Genomic DNA, 13,056 nt, shown 5'->3' on the forward strand with positions numbered 1-13,056 from the left:
TGATAGTGTGTGCTCACTTAAAATTTAACGTTGGCGCTTTGTTCTGTTCAGTTTTCAAAGAGCGATTTATCGTCGTTACTTCGTAAGCGACTTTATTATCTTATCATTTGCCAAACCTGATGTCAACAACTATTTTCATATTGTTTTTCGGTTAAGCAATGTATGATGTCGTTATTGGCGACTCCTAATATATTATCAGGTTGATTAGTAATCGTCAATGGTTAAATTAGTTTTTTTAAAAAAAACTAAAGCATGATAAAAACCCCAAGGAGATATCCATGAGGTTTTCATAAGGTGACTTCGACGCACTATCCTTTAAATGATCCAATAACCAATGGCCGCCAATGCGGCAACTCCCGGTATTCCAAGCAGGCCGGCGACTGCCGAGGTAACAGGGTTGATGGGGACATGAATGCCCGCCTGATTCCCAAGTGTATTCAAAAAGAACAAAAATGCTGCACCGATAATGACCTTTATAATGCCCTGCCCTATGAACCGGACAGGTCTTAATGGCGCCCCGATAATGAGGAGCATTAAAATCAAGCCGCCAACTATGGCAACAAAGACAACTGGTTCCAAACTCATTCCTCCCCGCAAGCTTGTACTAAACTTATATGAAGGAAACGCTGGATTAAGAACCGAAAAAAATGGCCATGAGGAACAAACAATCCTTCACAGCCATTTCCTTATCATCTTTTTAAGCGAACATTCCTTCTTTTAACTTCCCTGAATAAGTAGAAATATTTCACTTCCGCCAGTCTCGTTTGGGCAATTACTTCCTCAGATGGATCAACGCTTTTTTCAAGTAATGATTTTTGATTATGCCAATTCCATTTCAATTGTTCAAGCTCTTCGATTAATGAATCATTGAATTCATTCCGAAGTTTCTTTTTTTTACGAAAGAACAAGTGAAGTCCTCCCAGCTATCTTATATTTCTCTTCTTCCTTCTATTGCTTTTGATAGCGTCACTTCATCCGCATACTCCAAATCTCCGCCAACAGGAAGTCCGTGGGCAATTCGGGTCACTTTGATGCCTGATGGTCTAAGCAACCGGGAAATATACATGGCTGTCGCTTCACCTTCAATGTTAGGATTAGTAGCCAAAATTACCTCCAGCACTGTTTCATCTTGCAGGCGCTTTAATAAATCAGGAATATTTATATCTTCCGGACCGATTCCGTCCATCGGGGAAATACTGCCATGCAGTACATGGTATAAACCATTGAACTCTCTCATCTTTTCCATAGCTATAACATCTTTCGGGTCCTGAACCACACAGATCAAACTTCTGTCCCTCTTTTGATCTTCGCAAATATAGCAGGGATCTTGATCTGTAATATGACCACAGACTGAGCAATACATAAGATTCCGCTTAGCATTAACAAGTGCTTTTGCAAAATCCAAAACAGTATCTTCCTTCATGCTTAATACATGAAAGGCTAATCGAGCAGCCGTTTTAGGACCAATCCCCGGCAATTTCATAAAACTGTCAATGAGCTTGGAAATTGGTTCTGGATAATGCATCGAATTCCTCCTAAAAATTTCAAAAGAAACCCCCTGAAAGGAAGTTTCTTTTGAACTTGCTTAAAACATACCCGGAAGGTTCATTCCCTTAGTGAATTGTCCCATCGTTTGGTTTGTCAGTTCTTCCGCCTTTTTCAAAGCATCGTTAGTGGCAGCCAACACTAAATCCTGAAGCATATCGATATCATCCGGATCGACAACTTCCGGTTTGATGACTACATCGACTATTTCTTTATGTCCAGTCACGATGACCGTTACCATTCCGCCGCCGGCAGTTCCTTCAACCCTTTTTTCACCTAATTCTTCTTGTGCCTCTGCCATCTTCTTTTGCATCTTTTGCATTTGTTTCATCATGTTCTGCATATTACCGCCGCGCATACCCATTTTCCTTACCTCCAATTATTCTTTAATTTCAAGTAAATCATCGCCGACTAATTTTCTAGCCTCTGCTATAAAGGGGTCTTCTTCTTTTGATTCCGTTTCTTCTGGACCGTCGAACTGCTGTGTTGAGATGAAGTCCTCCCGCAACCTTTGCCACTGGCTTTCCGGAACTCCAGCTATCTCCATTCGGTTTCCGGTCAATTGCTGCATGATCGAGGCTATCACTTCCACGAAACGGTTATTTTCCATTGCCATTTGACAATGAATATCATATTTGAATTTTACCACAAAAGCTTCAGTTGACGCAGCAACAGGTTCCGCCTCCGTTAATAAAGCTGCCAATGACTTTTGGTTTTGCTGACCTAACTGTTCAAGCACTTCCCCCCACTTACTTTTCACAGCATTAAGACCTGGCTTTGTAGCTTGTTTCAAAACTTGATTGATCTTTCCGGCAGGTGCTTTATATGACTTTTTAACGGCCCTTTGCGCCTTAGCCTGCTCTGCAGGTTTTTCTGCCATGGCTGCCGGAATGCCGTTTTTCTGCATTTCGAGTAATTTCTTCTCTAAATCTTCTATTTTCTGCTGCAGCTGTTGAAGCTGCCCGTTATCAATTTGATTTGGCCTTTGCTCATTACATAACTTCACAAGTGCCACCTCAAGGAAAATCCTTGGATGATTTGTCCATTTCATATCCTGCTGTGTTTGATTGAAGCTTTCAATTATGGAGTAAATCGATTCAGAAGAAATCACTTCTGCCAATTCCTTGAATTGGGGATCTATCAAAACACGCTCGAAGGATTCTGCCAGTGCCGGTGCCGTTTGAAACAACAGCATGTCACGGAAGTAATAAATCATGTCTTCTATGAACCTAGCCGGGTCTTTTCCCATGGCCAGCAATTCTTCAAGGACTTCAAGTGCCACCGCTACTTCTTTATCATATATAGCTTTTGCCAGCCGGCTTAAAAACGCTTGCGAAACAGATCCGGTGACAGTCAATGCATCTTCCACTGAAACCGTCTCCGAACTGAAGGATATCGCTTGATCAAGAAGGCTTAGTGCATCCCGCATCCCGCCTTCGGCTGCCCTCGCAATGATATGCAGGGCTTGTTCATCACAAGAAACACCTGTTTCTGCAATGATTTGTGACATCCGGCCAACTATATCTTGAGGCTGGATCCGTTTAAAATCAAACCTTTGGCAACGGGAAATGATCGTTAGTGGAATCTTATGAGGCTCAGTCGTCGCCAATATGAAAATCACGTGCTTCGGAGGTTCTTCCAATGTCTTTAAAAGCGCATTGAACGCCCCTTGTGAAAGCATATGTACCTCATCAATGATATAAACTTTATATGTAACCGCGTTAGGTGCATATTTGACCTTATCACGAATGTCACGGATTTCCTCGACACCATTATTGGATGCTGCATCAATTTCTATAACATCTGATATGGAGCCATCGGTGATTCCGCGGCAGGTAGCACATTCGTTACAGGGCTCACTTTTCGGGGCATGCTCACAATTCACTGCTTTTGCTAAAATTTTGGCAGCACTTGTTTTCCCTGTTCCACGTGGACCGGAAAATAAATAGGCATGTGAAACCTTTTGCCCGACCAAAGCATTCTGCAACGTTTTCGTCACATGTTCCTGCCCGACTACATCAATGAATTGTTGCGGCCGCCATACCCGGTATAATGCTTGATACCCCACGGAAATCCCTCCTTCTTTTCTCCATCTTGTTTATTATACATTACTGATTTCCTTAATATCAAAGTCTAAAATGAAATTTCATCATTGCCTCATTTTTTTCAAAAACACCAAGCACTTTACCTTCTTGGCATAAAAAAAAACCCACCCGATACGAATGAGTTTTTTGTTTATGTAAAATAACTGCCGTGCACCTTCTGTCGATTAGCAACCATAAGCGTTACTTAAGCAGTTAGCTCGGCCCAGGCAACCCTGCGGCACATGAGAACTTCCACTTAATGCTGCTTCCTTCCGGACCTGACATGGTTCATGGAGTCCCATTGCGCAGGACCCGGGCGTCAACACCACTTACTTAAGGCAGGCCCTACAGAATGCTAACCTCGAGAAGGGATTCAACCTCGCTAGAGCGGATTGCGAGTACAGGGCACCGCTACCTCCCCGTCTAGCACGGCAAAAGTAATACCAATTTCACAGCGTCATGTCGACGCATAATTCATTATACTAAGGTAACAAAAAAAACGCAAGTGTTGTTCTTGGACAGTTCAATTCCAAATTTACCAAATGAAGCAAAGACTCATCTTCAACATTCGTTTTTCACTTATTTATTTTCTTCGGCAATCTTGAGTGCCTGCTCTCTTTTCAACGTTTTCTTTCTATCCCTTAGCTCTTTAAAAAAAGAAGTCAATATCCAGCCGCACTCTTTCCCCAATACACCGCTGGTTACATCACATTGATGGTTAAATCGTTCATCTCGAAGTAAATCCATGAATGTGCCTGCACAGCCAGCCTTTGGATCATGCGCTCCAAAAACGACCCTTTTCACCCTTGATTGCAAGATGGCACCGGCACACATCGGGCAAGGTTCCAGCGTTACATATAATGTCGCATCTTCAAGACGCCAACTGCCAGTAGCACGGCAAGCCTCATTGATTGCAAGGAGCTCCGCGTGTGCCGTCGCATTCTGTTCCGTTTCCCTCAGATTATGCCCCGTCGAAATAACTTGATCATCTATTACGATTAAAGCGCCAATCGGCACTTCATTCAATTGCCGCGCCTTTTTTGCTTCCTCTAAGGCTAAATTCATGTAATGAACATCATCCTTCAAAAAAAAACCCCCTCATATTAAATAGGAGTAAACAAACAAATATAAGACAAAATAAAGGTCATACTACTTGTTCTAATGAATAGTAACTCATGCGGCATATGTGCTGCAAGTAAATTATCACAATACAGGAGGATATACCATGAATCGACCTGAATCGCCTTCTTTTGCATTGCTTATCATTGATATGATCAATGACTTTGACTTCAAATACGGGAATATGCTCCTTGCACATACGAAACTTATCGTCGATCCGATCTTGAAATTAAAGAAGCAAATGAAAGAAAAAGGTTTTCCAATCATTTATATCAATGATCATTATGATTTATGGCAGGCTGACTTCGATAAAATCATTGATACATGTAAAAATGAAGGTAATGCCTCATTAATCGAAAGAATAAAACCTCAACAGGACGAATTTTTCCTCATCAAGCCGAAGCATTCCGCATTTTATGGGACGGCACTCAATACACTGCTTAAACGATTAAACGTGGATACCCTGATCATTACTGGCATAGCTGGCAACATCTGCGTGCTATTCACGGCCAATGATGCCTATATGCGGGAATATAAATTATGGATTCCGAAGGATTGCATAGCTTCTGCATCAAAGGAAGATAATCATTACGCATTAAAAATGATGAACCATGTTCTCAAGGCATCCATAAAACAAGGTGAAGACATGTAAGCATTCAATCGAACAAGGCATTAATCTACATACCTCCCCAATTAACACTCTTTCATTCTCTTTCTTTATCAACCTGACAAAAATGTCACTAAAGTCCCAAGTCTGTGATACAATATCTCTTGGCGAAAATCCTATGACCGGGAATTTTAGCTTGATACCTCATGAAGGAGGACAGATTGGATGAAATCCACCCCATTTATCACTGTCGAAGGTCCAATCGGCGTGGGAAAAACATCACTTGCAAAAGTTATCGCAGATCATTTTCAAATTTCATTATTAAGGGAAATTGTCGATGAAAATCCATTTCTCGGGAAATTCTATAAAGATATTGATGAGTGGAGCTTTCAAACAGAAATGTTTTTTCTATGTAACCGTTATAAACAATTGGATGATATCGAAAAAAAGTATCTTACTAATGACCAAGCCGTAGTGGCTGATTATCATATATTCAAGAACTTGATATTTGCTGAAAGAACGTTAAAGAACGAACAATACAATAAGTACCTTGAGATATTCAATATTTTAACACGGGATATGCCTGAACCTAATATGGTGATTTATTTAAACGCAAGCCTTGATACTCTTCTCTCCCGAATCGGTAAAAGAGGTCGTGAAATCGAAGAAAATATATCCTCCATTTATTTAGAGCAGTTATCCGCGGATTATCGAACATTCATGGAAACATTCGAGAAACAGCACCCTGACATCCCTGTTCTTACATTCAACGGAGATGAGCTGGATTTTGTCGGGAACAAGGATGATTTGAAAACGATAATAAGCCAAATAGAGAATGCCCTGCACAAAGGAGTAAAGTCAAATGAACTTACGAAAGAAATATAATATTCCAAACAACGCCGTCATTACGATAGCAGGGACGGTTGGCGTAGGAAAATCGACCATGACCAATGCGTTAGCCGATGCCCTTCAATTCAGGACATCATTTGAGAAGGTTGATACGAACCCCTACCTGGATAAGTTTTACGATGATTTTAATCGTTGGAGTTTCCACCTGCAAATCTATTTCCTTGCTGAACGATTTAAAGAGCAAAAAAAAATCTTTGAATATGGCGGCGGTTTTATCCAAGACCGTTCCATTTATGAAGACACCGGGATATTTGCAAAAATGCATTATGAAAAAGGCACGATGAATGAGGTGGACTACGAAACGTATACAAGCCTTTTCAATGCCATGGTAATGACGCCATACTTCCCGCACCCTGATTTACTTATCTATCTCGAAGGTTCGCTCGATGATATCCTCAACCGGATCCAAGAGCGCGGCCGTCCAATGGAACAGCATACCCCAATTGAATATTGGCAGGAAATGCACGGCCGTTACGAAGAATGGATTGATCAATTCAACGCCTGCCCTGTCCTTCGATTAAATATAAACGAATATGATCTTATGCAGGATGAAGCAAGTATCGAACCTCTTATAAAACGGATTGCCGAATATATGGAGCAAACCAAGTTGTTGCGAAATGTGTAAAACAGAAAAACCACCGGTTAACCGGTGGTTTTTTAATATATTAGAAAACAAAAATTCCGTTACATAACTGTAACGGAATTCATCGATATCCAATTTATGCGCTGTGGTTATTAATAAGTTATGGAGGAGGTAGAGGGATTCGAACCCCCGCGGGATTTGACTCCCCTGTCGGTTTTCAAGACCGATCCCTTCAGCCGGACTTGGGTATACCTCCGTATCAACATTTATTATATTACATGGAATCAAAATCAAAGTCAAGCCCTCTATAAAGTTTTTTTAAAATAATTTTCAAACTTTGATAAAAAGGGGAATCAGCCTCTTTAACCAGAAGCTGATTCCCTTTGACTTACGGTTTAATGACTTCCGCACCGCGCATATATGGACGTAATACTTCAGGAATGATAACACTGCCATCTTCCTGCTGGTAATTCTCCAAAAGGGCAGCTACTGTACGGCCGATTGCCAAGCCTGATCCATTTAGGGTATGGACGTGTTCCGGCTTGCCTTTTGCATCACGCCTGAAGCGAATATTGGCCCGTCTAGCCTGGAATGCCTCAAAGTTACTGCAAGAAGAAATTTCGCGGTACGTTCCATAGCTCGGGATCCAAACCTCGATATCATACTTTTTAGCAGCAGTGAAACCAAGATCTCCCGTACACATGCTTAGCACTCGGTATGGAAGACCCAGCAATTGGAGGACCTTTTCGGCATGACCTGTGAGGTTTTCCAACTCTGCATATGAATCTTCCGGCTTCACGAACTTCACTAATTCAACTTTATTGAACTGGTGCTGACGAATTAGCCCGCGCGTATCACGACCCGCAGATCCTGCCTCTGAACGGAATGAAGCACTGTATGCCGCATAGCTTATCGGCAGATCGTCCGTGCTCATGATTTCATCACGATGGAAATTTGTCACCGGCACTTCAGCTGTAGGAATCAAGAAGTAATCATCACTTTCAATACGGAAAGCATCCTCTTCGAATTTTGGCAATTGACCTGTCCCGGTCATGCTTGCACGGTTCACCATATATGGTGGCAGCATTTCTTCATATCCGTGTTCCTCAACATGAAGGTCTAACATAAAGCTAATTAGTGCACGCTCTAATCGAGCACCAAGACCCCGATAAAATACAAATCGGCTTCCGGTCACTTTTGCTGCCCGTTCAAAATCCAGGATGCCTAGATCTCCAGCTACATCCCAGTGTGGTTTCGGTTCAAACTTGAATTCAGGTAACTCCCCCCATTTACGGATTTCGACATTATCGTCTTCCGTCTCACCAACAGGCACGCTTTCATGCGGTATATTAGGAATGGAAAGAAGTAATGTTTCTAATTGTGCTTCCACTTCACGAAGCTCATCATCGAAACCTTTTATACGGTCACCGACTTCACGCATTTCCGCAATCAACTGATCTGCATCTTTTTTCTCCCGTTTCAATATGGCCACTTGCTGTGAAACTTCATTTCTTTGGCTTTTCAACTTTTCCGTTTCAGCAATCAAGGTCCGGCGCTTTACATCCAGTTCCTCGAATTTGCCTAAATCAGTTAAATCTTCCCCTCTAAATTGCAATACACGCTTCACTTCTTCAAAATTATTCCTTACATATTTCAAATCCAACATTTCAGTTCCTCCTTAATGTTTTTGATGATTTATCAAAGAACGCAAAAAACTCCCGTCCCCTGAAGAAGGGACGAGAGTTAACCCGCGTTGCCACCCTAGTTGAAGGCCTATGAAAAACGCCTACCACTTATCACGATAACGGCTTTTAACCGAAAGTATTTACTGACCCAAAAGGCTTTCCATACTCTGCTCCAGGAGGGATTCACAAAACTCTCACACCGATTTCCAGCAGCCACCGGCTCTCTATAGAAAGAAATACTTGTTACTATTTCCTGTCATTGCTTTCTTATATAATCAGATTGTTTTCCATAATGTACTATAATTTTATACATTACGCAACCGTTTTATACACGAAACTTAAAACCAGCCTTTAACAGTGGAAGCTACACTGCTCCAAACGTCTCCAAAGAATCCGCCAACCGCCCGCATTGATAATACGAACCAGTTTGCCTTTTCAACAGATTCAGCAGCTACGACGTTAACCTTAACTGGATCTCCGTTGATGTACCCGTAATCTTCTCCTTTTTTAGGAGTGACTGTGATGTAGCCTAGCTTTTCACCTTTTTTGATTGGTGCAGTCAGCTTACCATCTTCATTCAATTTGTTTTTATCGATCACTAAATCTGTTTTATAGTTGTCTTTCCCACCATTTTCAACAAGTAGCTCGATTGCTTTTTCAGATTGGATCTTAACGTCTTTTTCCTTGCCTTTCACTACTGAAAGTGTTTCTTTCCCTTTCACCTGGTAGTTGGCTGGAAGGACTTTTTCCTTTTTAAATGTTGCATAAGCATAGTTCATAAGCTTAGTGCTATCTGCAAAACGTTCGTTTTTATTAGTGGACTTCATGACCACCGTGATATAGCGCTGACCGTCCTGGATAACCGTCCCTGTATGGCCATAACCGGCAAAGTCGGTAGATCCCGTCTTTAGTCCATCTACGCCTTTATATTCAAAAATCAGGCCAGGCAGCATCCAGTTGAAGTTCGGATATTCTTTTCCATCACGGAACTTCAATTTAGGAATGCTGGCGATTTTTAAAACTTCCGGATAATCATTTATTAAACGATAAGCAAGAAGTGCAGTATCTTTTGCTGTCATGATATTTTCATCATCTTCATCACCTGAAGGATATTGCCCTAATAAATCGGAGTTATTCAAACCGCTGGCGTTAACGAATTTATGATTTTTCAAGCCTAATTCCTTTGCTTTTTCATTCATTAACTTAACGAAGCTCTTTTCACTTCCGGAAACTAGCTGTGCTAAAGCTACTGTTGCCGCATTTCCTGAATAGACGGCCATAGCTTGATATAGTTCCTTAACTGTATAATCTTCACCTTCCGTTAACCCAACATTCGACAAATTGGGTGCTTTTGAAAGGTCATGTACATATTTATTTATTTTTACTTTTTGATCCCAACTGATTTTCCCATTTTCAATTGACTCCATTATGATGTACTCAGTCATCATTTTAGACATGGATGCAATCCCTAATACTTTATCGGCATTTTTTTCATACACGATTTGTCCTGTTTCACCATCGATTATGATGGCTGCCTCTGCTTTTAAACCTAAATTATCAGATTCAGCAACAGCTTCCCCCGGTTGATAGGCAAATTGCGACATAACAAGAACAAAAACAAAAGTGAAAATGAGGGTCTTGCTGATTTTTTTCAATTTCCAATACCTCCAACTTTTAAGCTAATCTCTATAACAAAGAAGAAACTTTATGTAAATCCCTTGACACCTTGTCTAGTTTATCACAGAAAAAATAAAAAAAATAGACAGAGTAATCGCAGACTCTGTCTATTTTAACAATAAATTTTAATGACGAATATATGTTAAATTCATTACATTGAGTAGTTCGGTGCTTCTTTAGTAATTTGGACATCATGAGGATGGCTCTCCCTTAATCCGGCACCGGTCATTTTGACAAATTGAGAGTTTTCTCTCAACTCTTCCAATGTGGCTGTACCGCAATATCCCATACCTGAACGAATGCCGCCAATCAGTTGGAAAATGGTATCTGATAGAGGTCCTTTGTATGGAAGGCGCCCTTCGATGCCTTCTGGAACAAATTTCTTGTTATCTTCCTGGAAGTAACGATCTTTAGATCCTTTTTCCATTGCAGCAACAGATCCCATGCCCCGATACACTTTAAAACGGCGACCTTGGAAAATTTCCGTTTCGCCAGGGCTTTCAGTTACACCTGCAAGCATACTGCCAAGCATTACTGCATGTCCGCCTGCAGCCAGCGCTTTAACGATATCACCTGAATATTTAATTCCGCCATCAGCGATAATCGTTTTACCATGTTTTCTTGCTTCTGTTGCACAATCGAAGACTGCCGTGATTTGTGGAACACCTACACCGGCTACAACCCTTGTCGTACAGATTGACCCTGGTCCGATTCCCACTTTCACTACATCGGCCCCCGCTTCAATCAATGCTTTCGTCCCTTCAGCCGTTGCCACATTACCGGCAATGATCGTCAATTCAGGATAAGTCGCGCGGATTTCCTTCACCATTTCAAGGACGCCTTCTGAATGACCGTGAGCAGTATCAAGTACAATTGCATCGACATGGGACTTAACAAGCATTTCAACACGCTTCATTGTATCCTTAGTCACTCCGACTGCAGCACCTGCAAGCAATCTCCCTTGCTTATCTTTCGCCGAATTCGGAAACTCAATGACTTTCTCGATATCCTTGATCGTAATAAGTCCTTTAAGAACTCCATTATCGTCTACAAGAGGAAGCTTTTCAATTTTGTACTTTTGAAGAATCTTCTCTGCTTGTTCCAAGTTAGTTCCTACTGGCGCTGTGACGAGATTCTCAACAGTCATGACACTGGAAATCTTCAAGGAAAAATCGGAAATAAATCGCAAATCACGGTTTGTAATGATACCCACAAGTTTTTGATCCTCAATATTGTTGACTACAGGAACACCCGAAATGCGATATTTACCCATTAAATGCTCTGCATCGAATACCTGGTGATCTGGCGTCAAGAAAAATGGATCGGTAATTACACCGCTTTCTGAACGTTTTACTTTATCCACCAGTTCAGCTTGTGCTTCAATGGACATATTTTTATGAATGATACCCAATCCGCCTTGACGAGCCATGGCAATCGCCATCTCGGCTTCTGTCACGGTATCCATTCCTGCACTGATGATAGGAAGGTTGAGCTTTAAGTTTTCAGCTAAGTTGACTTGAAGGTTGACATCTTTCGGCAAAACCTCTGATTTCGCTGGAATTAATAGGACATCATCAAAGGTTAAACCTTCTTTTGCAAATTTATTTTCCCACATTATTTTCCCCTCCTGCTTAAAAATATTATTTGTAGGTTATCAATAGGACATACTACTGTCAAGAAGAGAAATAAATGTTTGATTATTCTATTAATTTGGAGGATAGCTGCAATGCCTGAAAACAATGATAATTTCGATAAATATACACCTTTTTTTTCCGCATCTTCCTCTCAACTTTTTTTACAAAAATGTTACACACAAGAAAAAATAGCAGAAGCGGAAATCAAAAGTTATGATAATTGTTATCCATTTATTTACCATCTTGAACATGCTAAAACTTATTATAATCAGGCAGCCATTGCACCACTTTCCATTCAACCAATCCTGACATTTTATGGATTCGCCCAATTATTAAAGGCTTGTCTGCTCACGATTGATCCTAACTATCCGGAATCAACTTCGATGCTTGCCCATGGGGTAACTACGAGGAAAAAGAAAAAACAGCAATATGAATTTCTGAAGGATGAAGTGAAAACGCAAAAAAATGGACTTTTCACCTGCATCGCCGAGAAATTATTTCATATCAAGCATCTGGAAGGTGAAAAGTTTTCCATGGGTACACTTATGAAAGAAATCCCGGATATGCAAAACTTTACATGGTCCATTTCCAAGAAAAATTTCGTCGCCCTGCTCCCCTCCTCCAATGGTTTTCAATTGCCTTCATCCATATTGGATAGCTATCAAATGTCCAGCAGTCGATTGGAAGAATTTTTGAAAGCTAAAACGAATCAAATTTACAGTATTTCGGAAGCTCCTGGAACACTGCATTTAAAAACAGAGGGTGTTCCTATTCATAATGCCGCATCTCCAATACGGTATAATTTAGAAGAGGGGCAATTCATGCTATCTCTAAATAAAGATTCGTCCGCTTTTTCATTACCTGAACTTTTGATTCATTATTTGATTTCTTATAACCTTAGCATAATAGCTCGTTATGAAACAGAATGGTGGGCAGAGCTGATGAAAACCATGCCTAATGACGATTACCCTTGCATTGTGCAATTCCTTAAAATAAGCCAAGCTAAGGTGCCATTTTTAATATTTGAATGGATTAAGTCGGAAAGATTCCACATCTGATCCTTCCAACACCCTATTGGTGAATAGATTTATCCTGAAACGACAAAAAAAGACCAGCCAGATGGCTGATCTTTTTAAATGGCTTGGCGGCGTCCTACTCTCACAGGGGGAAACCCCCAACTACCATCGGCGCTGAAGAGCTTAACTGCCGTGTT

The 13,056-nt window shown here is 41.0% G+C and carries 13 protein-coding genes, 1 tRNA gene, 1 rRNA gene, 1 other RNA gene and 1 other annotated feature; of the genes, 4 read left to right on the forward strand and 12 right to left on the reverse strand.

Annotated elements, in window-relative coordinates:
• Positions 1-315 precede the first annotated feature (315 nt).
• The 7 genes from ACZ9AO_RS25975 to tadA all read right to left on the reverse strand — a co-directional run bounded on the left by ACZ9AO_RS25975 (position 316) and on the right by tadA (position 4,715).
• Positions 316-585 carry a pro-sigmaK processing inhibitor BofA family protein gene (locus tag ACZ9AO_RS25975; RefSeq protein ID WP_370019689.1) on the reverse strand — a complete coding sequence of 90 codons (270 nt, stop codon included), beginning with the start codon at positions 583-585 and terminating at the stop codon, positions 316-318.
• Positions 586-689: 104 nt separating this feature from the next.
• Positions 690-908 carry a YaaL family protein gene (locus ACZ9AO_RS25980; RefSeq protein WP_034316261.1) on the reverse strand — a complete coding sequence of 73 codons (219 nt, stop codon included), beginning with the start codon at positions 906-908 and terminating at the stop codon, positions 690-692.
• 20 nt (positions 909-928) lie between these two features.
• Complete coding sequence (gene recR, locus ACZ9AO_RS25985; RefSeq protein ID WP_034316264.1) at positions 929-1,525, reverse strand: recombination mediator RecR; 597 nt, start codon at positions 1,523-1,525, stop codon at positions 929-931.
• A gap of 60 nt (positions 1,526-1,585) precedes the next feature.
• The gene (locus ACZ9AO_RS25990) at positions 1,586-1,903 is read right to left on the reverse strand and encodes a YbaB/EbfC family nucleoid-associated protein (RefSeq protein ID WP_034316375.1); all 318 of its coding nucleotides are present in this window, start codon (positions 1,901-1,903) and stop codon (positions 1,586-1,588) included.
• A 21-nt stretch (positions 1,904-1,924) separates the two neighbouring features.
• Positions 1,925-3,613, reverse strand: a complete 1,689-nt coding sequence (dnaX, locus tag ACZ9AO_RS25995) for a DNA polymerase III subunit gamma/tau (protein ID WP_476111284.1) — start codon at positions 3,611-3,613, stop codon at positions 1,925-1,927.
• 183 nt (positions 3,614-3,796) lie between these two features.
• An RNA gene (ffs, locus tag ACZ9AO_RS26000) (signal recognition particle sRNA large type) lies at positions 3,797-4,061 on the reverse strand.
• A 147-nt stretch (positions 4,062-4,208) separates the two neighbouring features.
• Positions 4,209-4,715, reverse strand: a complete 507-nt coding sequence (gene tadA / locus ACZ9AO_RS26005) for a tRNA adenosine(34) deaminase TadA (protein WP_285856706.1) — start codon at positions 4,713-4,715, stop codon at positions 4,209-4,211.
• Positions 4,716-4,854: 139 nt separating this feature from the next.
• Between tadA and ACZ9AO_RS26010 the strand changes: the two genes are divergently transcribed.
• The 3 genes from ACZ9AO_RS26010 to ACZ9AO_RS26020 all read left to right on the forward strand — a co-directional run bounded on the left by ACZ9AO_RS26010 (position 4,855) and on the right by ACZ9AO_RS26020 (position 6,889).
• Positions 4,855-5,400, forward strand: a complete 546-nt coding sequence (locus tag ACZ9AO_RS26010; RefSeq protein ID WP_063595539.1) for a cysteine hydrolase family protein — start codon at positions 4,855-4,857, stop codon at positions 5,398-5,400.
• A gap of 180 nt (positions 5,401-5,580) precedes the next feature.
• The gene (locus tag ACZ9AO_RS26015) at positions 5,581-6,240 is read left to right on the forward strand and encodes a deoxynucleoside kinase (protein WP_106028689.1); all 660 of its coding nucleotides are present in this window, start codon (positions 5,581-5,583) and stop codon (positions 6,238-6,240) included.
• Entirely contained in the window at positions 6,218-6,889 is a 672-nt protein-coding gene (locus tag ACZ9AO_RS26020; RefSeq protein ID WP_048688698.1) for a deoxynucleoside kinase, read from the forward strand. Before ACZ9AO_RS26015 ends, ACZ9AO_RS26020 begins: the two co-directional genes overlap by 23 nt.
• A 121-nt stretch (positions 6,890-7,010) precedes the next feature.
• Here the strand turns inward: ACZ9AO_RS26020 and ACZ9AO_RS26025 are convergent.
• The 4 genes from ACZ9AO_RS26025 to guaB form a co-directional block, all read right to left on the reverse strand.
• Positions 7,011-7,103: transfer RNA gene (locus ACZ9AO_RS26025), tRNA-Ser, on the reverse strand.
• A gap of 132 nt (positions 7,104-7,235) precedes the next feature.
• The gene (gene serS / locus ACZ9AO_RS26030; protein ID WP_034316273.1) at positions 7,236-8,513 is read right to left on the reverse strand and encodes a serine--tRNA ligase; all 1,278 of its coding nucleotides are present in this window, start codon (positions 8,511-8,513) and stop codon (positions 7,236-7,238) included.
• Positions 8,514-8,576: 63 nt separating this feature from the next.
• Positions 8,577-8,801, reverse strand: a binding site (T-box leader).
• 69 nt (positions 8,802-8,870) lie between these two features.
• Positions 8,871-10,187 (reverse strand): D-alanyl-D-alanine carboxypeptidase family protein, encoded by a 1,317-nt coding sequence (locus ACZ9AO_RS26035; protein WP_081088479.1) that lies wholly within the window; start codon positions 10,185-10,187, stop codon positions 8,871-8,873.
• A gap of 173 nt (positions 10,188-10,360) precedes the next feature.
• Positions 10,361-11,824, reverse strand: a complete 1,464-nt coding sequence (gene guaB / locus ACZ9AO_RS26040; RefSeq protein ID WP_048688703.1) for an IMP dehydrogenase — start codon at positions 11,822-11,824, stop codon at positions 10,361-10,363.
• 111 nt (positions 11,825-11,935) lie between these two features.
• On the opposite strand from guaB, the gene ACZ9AO_RS26045 reads away from it, so the two are divergent.
• On the forward strand, positions 11,936-12,901 hold the full coding sequence (locus ACZ9AO_RS26045) for a YaaC family protein (RefSeq protein ID WP_251544300.1): 966 nt from the start codon (positions 11,936-11,938) through the stop codon (positions 12,899-12,901).
• An 81-nt stretch (positions 12,902-12,982) separates the two neighbouring features.
• Here ACZ9AO_RS26045 and rrf read toward each other — a convergent pair.
• Positions 12,983-13,056 (reverse strand): 5S ribosomal RNA (gene rrf / locus ACZ9AO_RS26050); the annotation flags it as partial.

The organism is Peribacillus sp. TE19612, from assembly GCF_056279465.1.